Origin of the sequence: Streptomyces sp. NPDC050703 (genome assembly GCF_040654435.1) — a bacterium.
Classification (GTDB): domain Bacteria; phylum Actinomycetota; class Actinomycetes; order Streptomycetales; family Streptomycetaceae; genus Streptomyces.
In genome coordinates, this window is record NZ_JBFAHX010000009.1 from 97,216 (window position 1) to 113,131 (window position 15,916).

14 protein-coding genes are annotated in these 15,916 nt (G+C 73.9%); 9 read left to right on the top strand and 5 right to left on the bottom strand.

All coding sequences use genetic code 11. The features are described 5' to 3' along the window. Nucleotide 1: 1 nt before the first annotated feature. Together AB0I16_RS11605 and AB0I16_RS11610 are read right to left on the bottom strand one after the other, a co-directional pair. Entirely contained in the window at nt 2-736 is a 735-nt protein-coding gene (locus tag AB0I16_RS11605) for a HEAT repeat domain-containing protein (protein WP_363249120.1), read from the bottom strand. A gap of 92 nt (nt 737-828) precedes the next feature. Continuing rightward, nucleotides 829-1,803, bottom strand: a complete 975-nt coding sequence (locus tag AB0I16_RS11610; RefSeq protein WP_363249121.1) for a DUF3500 domain-containing protein — start codon at nt 1,801-1,803, stop codon at nt 829-831. Nucleotides 1,804-2,106: 303 nt separating this feature from the next. Here AB0I16_RS11610 and AB0I16_RS11615 point away from each other — a divergent pair, with 303 nt between their 5' ends. After that, a complete protein-coding gene (locus AB0I16_RS11615) occupies nt 2,107-2,364 on the top strand; it encodes a hypothetical protein (RefSeq protein ID WP_363249122.1) in 258 nt (85 codons plus the stop codon). A 121-nt stretch (nt 2,365-2,485) separates the two neighbouring features. Beyond that, nucleotides 2,486-3,166 carry a DUF2637 domain-containing protein gene (locus tag AB0I16_RS11620; protein WP_363249234.1) on the top strand — a complete coding sequence of 227 codons (681 nt, stop codon included), beginning with the start codon at nt 2,486-2,488 and terminating at the stop codon, nt 3,164-3,166. A gap of 34 nt (nt 3,167-3,200) precedes the next feature. Here AB0I16_RS11620 and AB0I16_RS11625 read toward each other — a convergent pair whose 3' ends face one another. Beyond that, nucleotides 3,201-4,322 carry an alpha/beta hydrolase-fold protein gene (locus AB0I16_RS11625; RefSeq protein WP_363249123.1) on the bottom strand — a complete coding sequence of 374 codons (1,122 nt, stop codon included), beginning with the start codon at nt 4,320-4,322 and terminating at the stop codon, nt 3,201-3,203. A gap of 209 nt (nt 4,323-4,531) precedes the next feature. Between AB0I16_RS11625 and AB0I16_RS11630 the strand changes: the two genes are divergently transcribed. Further along, nucleotides 4,532-5,011: a diadenosine tetraphosphate hydrolase gene (locus tag AB0I16_RS11630; RefSeq protein ID WP_363249124.1), complete on the top strand. Its 480-nt coding sequence runs from the start codon at nt 4,532-4,534 to the stop codon at nt 5,009-5,011. Between the two features lie 24 nt (nt 5,012-5,035). On the opposite strand, the gene AB0I16_RS11635 is transcribed toward AB0I16_RS11630, so the two are convergent. Next, nucleotides 5,036-5,821, bottom strand: a complete 786-nt coding sequence (locus tag AB0I16_RS11635) for an SAM-dependent methyltransferase (RefSeq protein WP_363249125.1) — start codon at nt 5,819-5,821, stop codon at nt 5,036-5,038. A gap of 385 nt (nt 5,822-6,206) precedes the next feature. Here AB0I16_RS11635 and AB0I16_RS11640 point away from each other — a divergent pair, with 385 nt between their 5' ends. Then, a complete protein-coding gene (locus AB0I16_RS11640; protein WP_363249126.1) occupies nt 6,207-7,538 on the top strand; it encodes a hypothetical protein in 1,332 nt (443 codons plus the stop codon). 26 nt (nt 7,539-7,564) lie between these two features. Here AB0I16_RS11640 and AB0I16_RS11645 read toward each other — a convergent pair whose 3' ends face one another. Next, a complete protein-coding gene (locus AB0I16_RS11645) occupies nt 7,565-8,257 on the bottom strand; it encodes a TetR/AcrR family transcriptional regulator (RefSeq protein ID WP_363249127.1) in 693 nt (230 codons plus the stop codon). Nucleotides 8,258-8,410: 153 nt separating this feature from the next. On the opposite strand from AB0I16_RS11645, the gene abc-f reads away from it, so the two are divergent. The 5 genes from abc-f to AB0I16_RS11670 all read left to right on the top strand — a co-directional run bounded on the left by abc-f (nt 8,411) and on the right by AB0I16_RS11670 (nt 15,893). Beyond that, nucleotides 8,411-10,003, top strand: a complete 1,593-nt coding sequence (gene abc-f / locus AB0I16_RS11650) for a ribosomal protection-like ABC-F family protein (protein ID WP_363249128.1) — start codon at nt 8,411-8,413, stop codon at nt 10,001-10,003. A gap of 38 nt (nt 10,004-10,041) precedes the next feature. Next, nucleotides 10,042-10,713, top strand: coding sequence for a CatB-related O-acetyltransferase (locus AB0I16_RS11655; RefSeq protein ID WP_363249129.1), 672 nt, complete (start codon nt 10,042-10,044; stop codon nt 10,711-10,713). Nucleotides 10,714-10,821: 108 nt separating this feature from the next. After that, nucleotides 10,822-11,016, top strand: coding sequence for a hypothetical protein (locus AB0I16_RS11660; RefSeq protein WP_363249130.1), 195 nt, complete (start codon nt 10,822-10,824; stop codon nt 11,014-11,016). Nucleotides 11,017-11,232: 216 nt separating this feature from the next. Beyond that, nucleotides 11,233-12,849 (top strand): hypothetical protein, encoded by a 1,617-nt coding sequence (locus AB0I16_RS11665; protein ID WP_363249131.1) that lies wholly within the window; start codon nt 11,233-11,235, stop codon nt 12,847-12,849. Nucleotides 12,850-13,058: 209 nt separating this feature from the next. After that, nucleotides 13,059-15,893 (top strand): BTAD domain-containing putative transcriptional regulator, encoded by a 2,835-nt coding sequence (locus AB0I16_RS11670; protein ID WP_363249132.1) that lies wholly within the window; start codon nt 13,059-13,061, stop codon nt 15,891-15,893. Nucleotides 15,894-15,916: the final 23 nt, after the last annotated feature.

Sequence of the window (15,916 nt, forward strand, 5' to 3'; positions counted from 1 at the left end):
CCTACCGTCCCTCCTGGTCAGTCCCGTGTCCCTCACCGCCCGAGCCGCCGAGGGCCACGATCCGCTTCGCCTCCTCGACCGCGAACCCGAATCCGGCCTCCGGGTCGCGCAGCAGCTGCCGGGTGGCGAGCGCGTGCGTGCGCACGCGCGGGTCATCGGCCATCGTCGCAGCACGCAGCGCCGGCACGATCACCTCGCCCAGGGCCACCAGCGCCCGGCTGAGACTCAACTGCGTCCCCCGCTCCCCGCGCCCGAGCTGCGTCACCAGCTCAGCGGCCAGGGCGGGCTCCTCGCCCTCGGGCACGAGGACGACCGCGGCCCGCCACGCGCTGCGCGCCACCTCGACGTCGGCGTCGGACAGCACCTCCCGTGTGATGGCCGGCCATGCCCGCGGGTCGCCGAGCTTGGACAGCGTGTGCAGCGCCTGGCTCCGCGCCTGCGCACGCTCCGAGCGGACCTCGCCGAGCAGCGCGGGCAGCGTGCGGGACACCGGATGGCGGGTGAGCGCCCAGGTCAGCATGTCGCGGACGGAGAACTCGGGCTCGACCGCGCACCGCTCGACGAGCATGTCGACGTAGCGCGGATCAGGCGTCGAACCGATCGCCAGCGCCGCCCGCAGCCGCACGGACGCGCGCCCGTCCTCCAGTCCGCGGAGCGCCCGTACCGTCTCCGCGTCCGTACCCGATCCCGCACCCGCACCCGCACCCGTGTCCTGCCCCTGCTCCGTGATCGTCATCGAGACCACCTCCTGGGGCGACAGCGAAGACCTTGTCACCGTGTCAAGGTCAAACCGGTCCGGTGCATCCGGTCACCCGCCGCGTCAGGGCGTCAGCCGTGCTGTTCCGTGTAGTGCGCCCGGAGCAGGTCGGCGCCCCAGTCGTGGCGTCGGTGGCGCCAGACCGAGTGGGCGTGGTTGCCGTCGTCCTGGGTGTGGTCGTACTCGATGAGGAAATCCGGGGCGTGAACGCAGTAGTAGTGCCGGTCCCCGAATGCGCGGCCGCCGGCCCAGGCGAAGGACAGGGCGTCCAGCCCCTGGGCCACGGTGCCGGACCAGCACTCCCGCGCGTATGCCGCGGGTGCCCGGTCCAGGTAGCGGCGCACCAGGCTCTCCAGCACCGCCTGCTGGCCGGCCGTCATGTCGGCGTACGACAGGCCCGCCGGCAGCCGGCCCGGATCGGCGAAGGGGTCGTCGCGGGTCAGGATGTCGTCCGGCGGAGCCGCGGCGAAGACCGCCTTGGCGCGGCGGCCGCCGTCCAGATCCGTGACCAGCTCCCGCGCCAGGTCCTCCTCCGGTCCCAGGAGTCGGCGACCTGCCCGTGGGCCGTCCGTGACGCGCGCCGGCTCCGCGCCGATGAAGTGCGGTGTCACCCGGACACCGGCCGCCGTGACCGTGACGTGTACGGCGAGGTGGTGGCCGTTCATCCGCCAGCCCCACGGCCCGCCGCCGTCCGGGTCGCCCAGCAGGCGCACCCAGTAGCGGTCCCCGCCGGTGGCGCCGGCCAGGGCGCGGCGGTGGCGCTCCACTTCGATCGCCCCGCGTGCCAGTTCCGCACCGGCCGCGCTGTGCGCCGTGGCCAGCAGGGCGTCGACGGCCTCACGCGCGCGGGCGTCGAGGGCCTCCGTGGGCAGCCCCGGGCGCGGGCCCGGCAGGTACGTCCACTGCCGTAGCTCGGGCGCGTCCAGCCGGGCGGGGCCCGCGCGCAGCTCGCGCGTCTGAGCCGGGTCCAGTACGGCGAGCAGCGCGTGCGCCGCCTCCCGCATCGCGGCGGCCGTGCCCTTCGCCTCCGGTCGTCGTCCGCTCACCGTCTCTCCTCCCCCTCGGCGCCGACGCCGGCGCGTCCTGGCGGGCGGTGCCGCCCTTCGCGTCCATGGTGCGCCATCCCGTGGCGGGACGAGCGATTCCCCGGTGAACGGGCCGTCCCGGCGACCGTGCGTACACCGGGTGGGCGGGCCCGCGGCGGGTCGACCGTCGGAACCAATAATCATTAGACCGACAGACGCACAATGCGACCTGTCGGCCACCCGTTTGCCACGCATCTTCCCTCACGCGGGTCCGTTGGACGGGATATGACCACAGCAAGGCCAACGTATGTTTCAGGGCACCTCTTGGCCGGCACGATGAGCGGTGCGGCATCCGCGGTCCGCATGGGCACCTGGGTCTTCACCCCGGCCCCAGCCGACCACCTCAGCGCGACGTTGCAGGACGAATTCCGAAGAGTCGATCTGCGGTATTCCGCCAAGCTCCTTGAAGACCTGCTTGCCGAACTCGGCCTGATCGAGGCCCACTTCACCATTCTGGCGAGCACCCCCAAAGGGTGCGGCGTCCACTCCCACGCCTCACGGCCGCAGGTCGCCCATGTATGAGACGCGGGGCCGTCACAGCCGTCCTGGGCCCGCCCAGGGGCCGGCCAACGGAAACCGGGCGGCAGCCGGTCACTCCCCGGCCTGGGAGCAGTCGGCCCCCGGCCGGCTGGACCCGTTGGAGGTGCACTGGGACCCGGCGGAGGAACTCGCCCACCTGTTGCACGAGGCCATCAAGGACGAGCGGAACAGCGCCTGTTCGCCGGACCACGAACCCGAAGCACCCGTCTGCGAGGAGTTCGGCGACGACCGGCTCGCCGGTCTCACCAGGATCACCAGTGAGCTGCCCCCGCTGCGCCCCACCCCGGCCCGCCGCCGTCGCCGTTCGCGTTCCCGCTCGCGTTCGCGCGCACGGAAGCTCGGCGCGCTGCGCACGACCAGCTTCTTCCTCGCCGCGCTCGCCGCCGTCGTCGTCTCCATGGTGTGCGTCTTCGGCGGCATCGTGAGCTACGACCCCCTGCGCCACCTCGCCCAGTACCGCACCTCGGCCACCGCGGTGGGCTGGTGGCCCCTGCTGGTCTACGGCCCCTGGATGGTCGCCTCGCTGTCGATCCTGCGTGCCGCGCTCCACCGGCGCCGCGCGGTGCACTCCTGGGCGGTCGTGCTGCTGTTCTCCACCGTCTCCATGCTCCTGTGCGTCGCGCAGGCGCCGCGCGCCCCGGTCGAGGCGGCGGCGGCGGCCCTGCCCGCCCTGGCCGCCCTCGCCTGCTTCCAGCAGCTCGTCCGGCAGATCACCCTGACCCGCCCCCCGCGCCAGAACAAGCCACGCCACCGCACACGGACCGCCCCCTCGAAGCCGGGATAGCCGACGCGGCTCCGGTGCCGGCACCAGCCGTGGCTCAGGGCTCCTGCCGCCAGCCGGTGCCGTCGGGGCAGGCGGTGGCCCCGGAGGCGAAGGCGAAGCGCAGGAAGTGTTCGAGCGCGGGCGTCCAGGTGGCGAAGTCGTGGCCGCCGGGTCCCGAACAGTAGCGGTGGGAGACGTTCTGCTGCTCCAGCGTCGTGTGGAGCGCGTTGTTCCACGCGTAGGGGTCCTCGGCCCGGCCGGCGTAGAGCGCCAGCTTCCCCTGGTACGAGCGGTACGCGTCGGGTCGGCTCTGGGCGACCTGCGCCGGGTTGAACGACGGCCAGCCGGACCGCGGGCCGAGGACCAGTTCGGTGCGGCCCAGGGCATCGGGGTTGCCGGGCAGCAGGTACTTCCAGTAGTTCCCCGCGTCGCCGCCCGCGCCGTGCCACGCGAACCGGGCCCCGTAGACGGTGGTGCCGTTGCCGACGATCTGCTGGTGGTCGGGGCGCCGGATGTCCGTGCCGCCGGAGAAGGCGCCGACGGCGCTGAACACGTCGGGATGCCGGGCGGCGTACTTCAGCGCGCCGTACCCGCCCATCGACATGCCGGCGACGGCCCGTTCCCCGGAGGTGGCGAAGTGCGCGTCGATCCAGGGCACCAGCTGGGTGATGTGGAAGGTCTCCCACAGCGGGGCGAAGTTGCCGTAGGTGGAGCCGTGCCAGTCCGAGTAGAAACCGACCTTGCCGCCCTCGGGCATCACGACGATGCCCCGGAAGCCGGCTCGTCCGACGCTGCGGGTGACGTCGCCGCCGCCGCTGCTCCACTGCTCGTGATCGGCGGCACCGCCGTGGAGGAGGTACAGCACCGGATAGTCGGCCGACGGGTCGTATCCCGCGGGCAGGTGGACCCGGACGCGCACGGGTTTGCGCACCGGGTCGATCTGCGGCGCACCGGGCCCGCGCGGTGTGAACAGCGCGTCGGTGGTGAACTCCGCCTCGCAGACGAGACCGTCGGGCGAGGGCCGCCAGTACCGCATGTCCAGCCCGTCGGAGTCACCGGACCCGATGTCCGGGCAGCTCACGGCCGCCGGGGCAGCCGTGGCCGGCCCCCCGGCGGCCGATGCGACCGCGGGCGAAGCCGCGGAGAGCGCCAGAGCGCCGATCAGAGCGGTCGCCACACGCCACGTCGTCCCGGACCTCCACCACCGCATGGCCACCCCTCGGATCGATGTCTCCCGGACCGGAACCAGCAGGTCGGCACCGCCGCAGCCGCCCCTGTCCGACGGCCGTCCGACGCTATCGCCACCGCCTCGCCGCGGCATACAGCCGCGGGTGGACATCGGCCTACCGCGCTGGTTTACCCCGCGCGCCGCGCCAGGTTGCCGTCATGACGGACGACTGGCGTACCGACCGGATCGGCAGCGCGCTGCGCGGCGAGAACCCCACCGTGCTGCGCCGGCTGCGGGCGGGATTCGCGGCGATGGGGGACCTCCAGTTCCTGCCGGGGTACTCGGTGCTGCTCGTGGACGATCCGCGCGTGCAGCGCCTGTCCGAGCTGCCGAAGGCGCGGAGGCTGTCGTTCCTGTCGGACATGGACGCGCTCGGCGAGGCGGTCGAGCGTGCCTGCCGGCACTCCGACCCGGCCTTCCGCAGGGTGAACCTGGAGATCCTCGGCAACACCGACGGTTTCCTGCACGCCCATGTGTGGCCGCGCTACGAGTGGGAGCCGCCGGGCCTCGTCCACCGGCCGGTGTGGCTCTACGGGCGCGAGCACTGGCACGACGAGCGCCACGCCCTGGCCGCGCGGCACGACGCGTTGCGCGGCGCGATCGGGGAGGAACTGGAGCGGCTGACCGCCGCCGCGTAGCCGGACCGGCGGCTCACCGCCCGGTCAGGGCACGCGCGCGACGCCGACGTAGAAACCGCTCGGCTCCTCGGCGGGCGCCGGGGTGTCCTTGTACCACCGGGTCGCCGTGACCAGGCCGGGGGGCAGGAGCTCCAGGCCGTCGAAGAACGGCTCGACCTCGGCGCGCGTGCGCATGCGCAGCGGGATCTCGCCCTCGCGGTAGGTCTTCGTCACCGACGTCACCAGGTGCGGGTGTTCGTCGGTGGTGCCGTGGGAGAACATGAGGTGGCTGCCCGACGGCAGGGCGTCGACGAGCGTCCGCGTGAGGCCGTACGGGTGCTCCTCGTCGGTGACGAAGTGCATCAGCGCGATCATGGACAGTGCTACGGGCCGCGTGAAGTCCAGGAACGTGCGCGCGTGGTCGAGGATGGCGGCGGGCCTGCGGACGTCGGCCTCGATGTAGTCGGTGGCGCCCTCGGGGCTGCTGACCAGCAGCGCTTCGGCGTGCCGCAGCACGATGGGGTCGTTGTCGGCGTAGGCGACCCGCGCCGACGGCACGATGCCCTGCACGATCTGGTGCAGATTCGGCTCGGTCGGGATGCCCGTCCCGATGTCGAGGAACTGGTCGACGCCGGCCCCCGCCAGCCATGCCGCCGCGCGGTGCATGAACGCCCGGTTGCGCAGGGCGTTGAGCCGCGCCTCCGGCGGCAGCTTCTCCGCCACTTCCTGGTCGACCGGGTAGTTGTCCTTGCCGCCCAGCAGCCAGCCGTACACGCGCGCCGGGTGGGCCTTGCTCGTGTCGATGCGGCTTGCGGAAGACCGTGACGTCATGCGTGACTCCAGCGTGTACGAGATCGCCGGCCGTGTTCCACCGAACCGGTGGCGGGCGCTGCGGGTGAGGCGGCAGGTGGTCCGGTGATTATGGCACCGGCGTCACGTCCGCGCCCGCACCGCCCCTGCCGTGCCCTTCTCCCGTCGGCGGCGCGGGAGTTGGCGGCAGGCGGCAGCACCGTGTGACCCTTCGGCCGGCCGCGGCGCGCGCCGCCTCCCCCCGCATGGTCATGAACGGCTACAGTGCCTTGCCCCCCGCAGCACGACAGCAGAGCAGCACGACAGCACAGCGGTACAACTGCACAGCAGCAGCACCTCCCCCCACGACTGCATCCCCGTATCCCCGTACGCCCGTACGCGGTTCACCGGAAAGGGAACGCCAGCCGTGTCTCGACGCCGTCACCTCAGACCCGCAGCCGTCGCCTCCGCGGCGGCTGTCGTCCTCGCCCTCGGGCTCACCGGCACCGCCCATGCCGCCGCGCCCGCCACGACCCCCGGCTCCGCCGTCCGCGCCGACGACGACCCGGACCAGCCGGAGAACCCCCTGTACGACGCGCCCGAGGGCTTCCGCGTCGACTCCGGGCGCGATGCGGTCTCCCTCTCCTGGAGCCCCCTCTCCGCGGCCACCGCCTACGAGGTCCACCGCGCCGAGGCCGAGGGGACCGGGCCCGACGAGACCGGGCCGTACGAACTGATCGCCACCGTGCCCACCGGCTCCTACGCCGACGAGACCGCCGACCCCGATGTCGCGTACGCCTACAGGGTCCGCGCCCTGGACGGCGCCGGACACGTCTCGCCCTACACCGAACCCCTGCGGGGCACACGGGACACCGTCGCTCCCTTCGCGCCGCGGGACCTCACCCGCGCCCGGCAGGACGAGCGCGGGGTGACGCTGACGTGGCGCACCGGCGACTCGGACTCGGTGAAGTACGTGCTGTACCGCGCCGAGTCCCCGAGCGCCGCCCGGGTCAAGGTCGGTTCGACGACCTCGCTGACCTTCCGCGACACGAAGGGCGACCCGGGTCTGACCTACTCGTACGAGGTGCGCGGTGTCGACGCCGCCGGGAACGAGTCCGAGGCGTCGAACTCCGTGACGGGCACCAGGACCGTCACCGCCGCCACCGCGCCCAAGGCTCCCTCTCTCGGCAGCGCCCGGCTGGTGGGCAAGCGGCTCACGCTGTCGTGGTCGCAGAGTCCGCACGTGCCGGTCTCCTCGTACACCGTCTACCGCTCCAAGACCTCCCCGGTCGACACATCCGACCCGGCCAACCGCCTGGCCGGCACGGCGAGCAAGGAGTACACCACCACGGTCGGCGAGGACGACCGGCACCACTACTACGCCGTCGTCGCCACGTCCCAGCACTCCGTCCGCTCCCCCGCCTCGGCGTCGGTCAAGCCGGCGTACACGGAGCCGCGGCCGCCGGGCGCCACGTACATCCACGACGTCGCACCGGGTGCGGGCAGCGTGCGGCTCGGCTGGTCCGCCGCCCCGTTCGGCAGCGACGAGTCCCGCGTGACGGGCTACCGCGTCTACCGCGCCACGAGCCCTCGGGTGACCAAGGAGAACGCGGAGTTCACCACGGTCACGAGCGGTACGGAGTACATCGACCGGGGTCTGACCGGCGGCACCGCGTACTACTACGCCGTCGCCACGCTCAACGAGGACGGCCTGGAGTCCGCCCTCTCCCCGGAGGTGTCCGCCACGCCGACCGCCTGACGCGCGGGGGGGGGCGGCGGGCCCGGTCAGCCGTCGCCCCCCGCCGACGGTGGCTCCGTGAAGGCACCGGCGACCGCCGCGAGCGCGGCGGTCCTGGCCGCGCGGCCCGGCAGGCGCGGGTCGGCCGGCGTGTGCAGGAGCAGGAGCTGGTGGTACATCGGCGCGGTGGCGGCGATGAGCAGGCGGCGGGCGTCGGTGCGCGGCGGGAGTTCGCCGCGCATGACGGCCCGGCCGACGGTGATCTCGCAGCGCGCGTACCGGTCCTCCCAGAGCCTGCGCTGCGCTTCGGCTGCCTTCTCGGAGCGGAACGAGGCGGCGATCAGAGCCGCGACGATCGGCGGCTCCGCCAGCAGGGCGTCCTGGATCTCCTGGTTCAGCAGCGTCAGGTCGCTCTCCAGCGAGCCGGTATCCGGCGGCTGCCAGTCGTCGGCACTCGCCGCGTCGAGCACGTCGGCGAGGAGGCCGCCGACGTCTCCCCAGCGCCGGTACACCGTGGTGCGATGCACGTCCGCGCGGGCGGCGACGCCTTCCACGGAGAGCCCGTCGTAACCGTGTTCGCCCAGCTCCGCGAGGACCGCGTCGAGCACCTGCGTACGGATGCGGGCCGTGCGGCCCCCTGGCCGGCGTCGCGTCGGCTCGCGGGGCGGTGCGGAGGTCTGCTTGAGGGACGGTGCCGGCCGGGTGTCTTCCGCTCCCGGTCCGGAGGCTTCGGATGTCATCTCGGTGATCCGTTGCTCAGGGGACGGCGGTATGGCACCATCTTAATGCATCAGTTGTCGCACTAGTGGAGTGGTCCATGATCCTTCGAAGCGTTCGCCCGGCCCCGCGGCCCCTGTCCGCCGCCCCGTCCCCGAATGCCTCGGAGTCTCCGCATGCCCACTCAGATCACCGCACTCGACGTCAGCAAGTCCTTCGACGGCAGGCTCGTCCTTGACTCCGTGACGTGCTCGCTCGCCGCGGGCGAACGCACCGGGATCATCGGTGAGAACGGCTCGGGCAAGACGACCCTGCTGCGCCTGCTCGCCGGTCGCGAACGGCCCGACCAGGGTGAGATCGTCGTCCAGGCCGCCGGCGGCGTCGGCCACCTCGCCCAGGACGAGCGGCTGCCCGCGAAGGCGACCGTCCAGCAGATCATCGACCGGGCGCTGGGCGATCTCCGCGCCGTCGAACACCGCATGCGCCGCCTGGAGGCCGCCATGGCCGAGGGCGACGAATCCGGCATGGCCGAGTACGGCGAACTGCTCACGGTCTTCGAACTGCGCGGCGGCTACGACGCCGACGCCCGGGTGGAACGCGCCCTGCACGGCCTCGGCCTGGGACTGGTGGACCGCGACCGCACCGCCGGCACGCTGTCCGGCGGCGAACAGGTCCGGCTCCGGCTGGCGTCCGTCCTGGCGGCCGCACCGGAGGTGCTGCTGCTCGACGAACCGACCAACCACCTCGACGACGCCGCCCTGAACTGGCTGGAGGAACACCTGCGCACCCGGCGGGGCACCACGGTGACGGTCTCCCACGACCGCGTCTTCCTCGAACGGGTCGCCACCACCTTGCTGGAGGTCGACGCCGACCGGCACCACGTCGTCCGGTACGGCAACGGCTACGCCGGCTGTCTCGCGGAGAAGGCCGCCGCCAGGCGGCGCTGGGCCCAGGCGTACGACCAGTGGCGGACCGACGTCGACCGGCTCCGCGAGGCCGCCGCGACCACCGCGCGCCAAGTGGCCCCCGGCCGGGCGATGAAGGACGGCAACAAGATGGCGTACGACCGCGCGGGCGGACGGGTTCAGCAGTCGCTGGCGAGCCGGGTGCGCAACGCCGAGGAACGGCTGCGCCGCCTGCTCGCCGACCCGGTTCCGCCGCCGCCCGAACCGCTGCGCTTCGCCCCCGTGCTGCGGTCGGGCCGCCTCCGGGGCGTCGTGCTCGACGCCACGGACGTCGCGGTCACCGACCGGCTCGACCGGACGAGCCTCACCGTCAAGGCGGGCGAACGCCTGCTGATCACGGGGCCGAACGGAGCGGGCAAGAGCACCCTGCTCGGCGTGCTGGCCGCGCGGATCGCCCCCGACCGCGGCAGCGTCGTCCGCCACGGCAGGATCGGCCACCTGCCCCAGGAGCCGCGCCCGGGGGAACCGCACGAGACCGTACTGGCCGCCTTCGGCCGCGGCCGGGCGGGAGACGCCGACGAGCACGCCGAACGGCTGCTCACGCTCGGCCTGTTCGACCGCGAACAGTTCACGGTGCCGGTCGGCAGGCTGTCCACGGGGCAGCTGCAGCGGCTCGCCCTGGCGCGGCTGCTCAGCGAGCCGACCGACGTCCTGCTGCTCGACGAACCCACCAACCACCTCTCCCCCGCCCTCGTCGAGGAGCTGGAGGCGGCGCTCGCCGGGTACCACGGCGCCCTCGTCGTCGTCAGCCACGACCGCCGGCTGCGCCGCCGCTGGCAAGGCACCCACCTGGCCCTTTCCTGACCTCACGACAACCACAGCCGGAAAGGCAGCGATCCGTCATGCCCTCTGTCCCCGCCGACCCGACCGTGCTCCACCCCATGCCCGAACAGCCACGCGTGGTACTGCTCAAGCCGCTGGTCACCTCGCCGCTCATCGAGGTCGGGGAGTTCTCGTACTACGACGACCCGGACGACGCGACCGCGTTCGAGACACGCAACGTGCTGTACCACTACGGACCGGAGAAACTGGTCATCGGCAAGTTCTGTGCGCTGGGCACAGGCGTCCGCTTCCTCATGAACGGCGCCAACCACCGCATGGACGGCCCCTCGACCTTCCCCTTCCCCACCATGGGCGGTTCGTGGTCCGCACACGTCGACCTGCTCACCGGGCTGCCCGACCGAGGGGACACCGTCGTCGGCAACGACGTCTGGTTCGGCCACGGGGCGACCGTCATGCCCGGCGTACGGATCGGCCACGGCGCGATCATCGGCGCCGGCTCGGTGGTCACCGGCGACGTACCCGACTACGGCATCGTCGGCGGCAACCCGGCCCGCCTCATCCGCACCCGGTATGAGCCCGACGACGTCGGCCGGCTGCTGGCGCTGGCCTGGTGGGACTGGCCCGCCGAGCACATCACCCGGCACGTGCGGACGATCATGTCGGGCAGCGTCGCCGACCTGGCGGCCGCCGCGCCGGGGGCCGCCAACGAGAGGCCGGGGGCCGGGTGTTGACGGCACGCGGCGGTTGACACCGCGCGTATGGTGAGAGGGAAACGCATCAACGCTCGTCCCGCGCCATGAGCCGGGCGAGCCGGACGGGGGAAGAAAGGTGCGTGCCCGATGACGGTCGGGCTCCTCTCCACGATCGCCGCCGTGTTCTACGGAAGCACGGTCTCGGTCCTCGCCCTCACCGCGACCTTCGCCCGGCGGCGCACTCTGCGCCGTGAAGCGCGCAGCACCCTCGCCGTCCTCGTGCCGGGAAGGGCGGTGGAGTCACCGCAAGCGGACGGCGGGCCGGCGGGGCCGGGCAGTTGACCCGTCGCGGCGGGCCCGCGCCGGGGCGGCAACTCCCGTATCGGCTGCCACACCAGGAAACCGACCGCCCGTTGTGTCCCTCAGGCATGCGCTGACCAGCCATTCGCGCCCCGGGACGCGGCGTGGCCCGCGTCCATTGCGCGATCCGTGGCCGCCGGTGGCAGATGATGAGGGCCAGCGGAGCCGGGCCCTCGGTGAAGCGGGAAGGGGCAGTTCATGGCAGAGGCACATGCGGCGGGCGAGCAGGTGGCGGCGCGGGTGTGGACGGTCCGTCTGGATGCCGCGGGGCGCGGTCTGACGGCGGTGAAGGTGGACTGCAGCCGGGCGGCCTGCACCCCGCAGCGCCTGGGCTCGGCCGCCCAGGGGCGGGCCTTCGCCGCCGCGCATCTGAGGGCGCACCTGCGGGCCGCCGGCGGGCCCCGCGGCGAGGCGGCGTGTGCCTGCCGTGCCGATGGGTGCCAGGGCCACGCCGAGAGCGCGGGCCGCGGCTCCGCGGGACCGGCCTGGCGGTGCGGCGGCGCGGTCGTGCTCGCCGTGCTCACCGACCCCATGGGGCGCTGGTGGCGGGCGTGGGAGTGCTGCGCGCGCTGCGCGGCGGCCCACCCCGCCGCCCGCGTGGTGGCCACCGCCCCCGAGGCGGCCCCGGCCGCCGCCGTCGACGACGCCCCCGTGTCCGCCGGTGTCCCGGGAGTCGGAGCCGGGGTCCCGCTCTTCTCCGCACCCTCGCCGGACGCCGTCTCCGCCGGCGGTGCTCCGGCCGGCGCCGACCGGTTGCCCGCGCCGCGCGCGGCCGTGGCCAAGCCCCGCAGGGCGAAGCGGTCGGGGAAGATCGCGCAACGCCATGTGCCGCACGATCTCCAGCCAACCGTCCTGCGCGATGAGCTCATCGAACTCGGCGACGCCTTCCGGGCCTACCAGAGCACCGCCGAACCCGACCTGGCCCGGCTGGCCGGGCTGCACGAACGCAAGGCGCTCGCCTTCACCACGTGGGCCGAGGTGACGGGTGACGCGAGCCTGCGTGCCGAGGCGCGGCGTGCCGAACAGGCCGCGGCCACCGCCCTCGCCCAGCACGCGCAGCGTACCGGTGAGGGCGCCGAGGGCGTCACGCGGCTGCTGACCGGGCCCAACCAGTGGGAGCACGCGCGTGCCGTCCTGGCCCACGTCCGTGACCACGCGCCGGTGCCGGGGCCGGAGGCGCGTCTGGTGGTGCTGATGCTGACCCTGCGTTCCGCGTGCGGCGGCAGCGGCAACGTCACCGGCCTCGATCTCAAGGGCTGGCCCCTGACCGATGCGGAACAGGTCCTCCGGAGCCTCGTCGACGCGGGCTGGCTGCGGCTGCCGGGGACCGTGGCCGATCTGCTGGCCTCCGGCTCCGACAACCCCACCCATGTCCGCGTGGACTCGCTTCTCGCGCCCGACGGCGTCAGCGGAGTGCTCGGCCTGGGCAGGACGACGCGGGCCAAGCTGTCCGGGTGGGCGCAGAAGACCGTGGGCGAACGCAAGCTGCGCAAGAAGAGGCTGCCCGCGGCCGCGCGGCTGCTCGCGCTCGTCTGTGCCGCCCACAGCAGCGCCGACGGCCGGCTCGGCGCTCTCGGCGGGGGCCTGGACCCGGATGCCGTGGCCGCGCTGTGCGCCGTCGACGCGAGTGACCTCGGCGCCCTGGTCGAGCAGTTGACGGCCGCCGAGTGGTTCGCGGACGTCTCCCTGACCGACACCCGCCTCACGGGCTGCCTGAGTGAGCGCGTCCTTCCGCTCGGCTGCCCCTTCCCGGCCGGGACCGGACCCGCATCCGGCGGCGGGGCCGGGATCGCGATCGGTTCGGCCGGTGCGTGACGCGCCGCGTCGGCGGGGCCGGCACGCCGGCTCTCCACCACCCCCGTGGGTGAAGAGCCGGCGCGCCGACGGGGAGGCACGGAGCGTGCGGTGGGTCAGCGGTCACCCGCGCCCACGCACCCTCCGTCGGTACGCCCTTGGGACGAGACTGCCGTAGGTGTCCTGCAGCCACCTTGCTATTTTCTTGCAAGGACACGAGAAGGAGCCGCATGAGCATCCGGTTCGCGCTCCTGGGCGATGTGGTCGTCCGCTCCGGCGGATCGGACACCGTCCCCGGACCCCCGCGCCAGCGCTGCGTCCTCGCGCTGCTGATGGTCGACGTCAACCGGCCCGTGTCCCTCGACACCCTGATCGACCGGGTCTGGGGCACGGCGCCCCCACCTCGCGCCTCCGCCACGCTCTACAGCTACATCTCCCGGCTGCGGGCCCTGCGGGCGGCCTTGCCGCACCCGGAGGAGTGGGACATCGTGCGCTCCTCCGCCGGGTACACGCTCCGGGCCGACGAAGGACTCGTGGACCTGGCACGGTTCCGTTCGCTGGCCGAGCGGGCGCGTGGCGCGGGCGCCGATGAGGCGAAGCGGTCGTACGAGGAGGCGCTCGCCCTGTGGCGGGGCCGGCCGTTCGCCGGGCTCACCTCCGACTGGCTGGACGCCTACCGGGTCTCCCTGGAGGCCGAGCACCTGCGGGTACGGCTCGAACACCATGAGCTGCTGCTCGACGAGGGCCGCCACGCCGATCTCGTGCCCGCGCTGACGGCACTCGCCGCCGAGCACCCCCTGGACGAGCGCGTGGCCCACCAGCACATCCTGGCCCTGTACCGCGGCGGCCGGCACGCCGCCGCCCTCACCGCCTACGAGGAACTGCGCGGGCGGCTCGCCGAGGCGCTGGGCGTCGACCCCGGGCCCCGGCTCCAGGAACTGCACCAGCGGATGCTGGTCTCGTCCGAGGACCTGCTGCACTCCCCCGCCGCACCACCCGCCCCGGCACCACCCGCGGCCACCCGGCCGCCCGCCCGCGTCCCGCGCCAACTGCCCGCGCGTCCCACGGGTTTCATCGGACGCGACGACACGCTGGCCCTGCTCGACCGGCACACCGACGCGGGCACCGGCCACGACGCGCCGGCCGTCTCCGTCATCGGCGGCATGGGCGGGGTGGGCAAGACGTGGCTCGCCCTCCAGTGGGCCCACGCGCACCTCGACGCGTTCCCCGACGGCCAGCTCTACGCCCAACTGCACGGCTTCAGCCCGCGCACACCACCCACCTCCCCCGGTGACGTGCTGCACGCGTTCCTCGTGGCGCTCGGCGCCGTCGACCGGGAGATCCCACCGGACACCGAGGGGCGCGCCGCCCTCTACCGCACCCTCATGGCCGAGCGCCGGATGCTCGTCCTGCTCGACAACGCCAGGGACAGCGACCAGGTCCTGCCGCTGCTGCCCGCGACGCCCGGCTGCCTGACCCTGGTCACCAGCAGGAACCGGCTGAGCGCCCTGAAGGTGCGGTGGGGCGCCGGTTCGGTGGACCTGGCGGTGCTGCCCGACGCGGAGTCGGCCCGGCTCTTCGCGCGGCGCGTCGGCAGCGCTCGTACCGAGGGCGAACCCGCGCTGCGCGACATCGTCCGCTCGTGCGCGGGGCTGCCGCTCGCCCTCGACATCGCGGCCGCGCACGCGGTCGGTCTTCCCGCCACGGCGCTGCACCAGCTCGCCCGGGAGCTGCGGGACCCCCACACGCGCCTCGACGCCCTGGACGCGGGCGAGGTCTCCACCAACCTGCGCATACTGTTCGCCTCCTCCCACCAGGCCCTGGAACCGGAGGCCGCGCGGGCCTTCCGCCTGCTGGGTCTTGCACCGCACCTGGACCTCGACCTCCTGGCGCTCGCCCGCCTCCTCGACCTCCCACCGGTCCAGGCACGCCGGGTCCTGCGCGTCCTCGAAGAGGCCTGCCTGGTGCGCCGGCACCGCCCCGGGCGCCACCACATGCACGACCTGGTCAGGCTGTACGCGGAGGAGCAGGCGGCGGCGCTGCCCGCCGAGTCACGCGACCGGCCGGTGCGCCGCCTGGCCGACTTCTACGTCAGCAACGCCCACGCGGCCCACCAGGCCCTGGACCCCCACCGCGCCGCCGACGACCCGCTCCCCGCGCACCGGCCGGAGGCCGAACCCCTGGGCTTCGACGACGCCGAGAGCGCCCTGGCCTGGTTCGAGGCGGAGTACCCGTGCCTGCGGGAGATCACCGCGTACGCACGGCGCCGCCAGTGGCACGCCGAGGTGTGCCGGCTGACGTGGTCCCTGCACACGTTCCGCTGGCGGCGCGGGCTGTTCACGGAGAGCATCGAGGCCTGGTTCGCGGCACTCGACGCGGCGGCGGCCCTCGACGACCCGCGCCTGGCGGCCCACACCCGCCTGCGTCTCGCGGTCGCGCTGGCCCAGGCCGGGCGGTACGAGGACGCGCTGCCGCATCTGGAGGAGGCCCTGTCGCGCTTCGCCTCCCAGGACGATCCCGCCGGACTCACCCGCACCCACCACGCGCTCGCCGAGGTGCACGTCCGCAGGGACGCACACGAGAGTTCACTCCCCCACTTCGCGGAAGCGCTCGACGGCTACCGGCGCCTCGGCGACCAGGTCGGCGAGGCCAACACCCTCAACGGCACGGGGTGGGCGCTGGCCCGACTGGGGCGCTACGCGAGCGGCGAGGAGCACTGCCTGAAGGCGCTGCCGCTGCTCAAGCACCACCGGGACGGGGAGGGTCAGGCCGCCACCTGGGACACCCTGGCCCACATCATGTGGCGCACCGGCAGGACCGAACGCGCCCTGCACGCCTACGAACAGGCTCTCAGGCACTTCCAGGCCATCGGCAACGCCAACCGCGAGGCCGACACGTGGGCGAGGCTCGGGGACGTCCGCGCCGAGCGTGACGACCCGCACGGCGCCCGCAAGGCGTGGACGAACGCGCGCGACCTCTACCGCGACCAGCGGCGGACGGCCGAGGAGCAGCACATGGCGGCCCGGCTGGCGTCCCCGGCCCGGCCCGCCGGCCCCTCGCGCTGAACGTGCCGCCCCCTCCCGCGGCA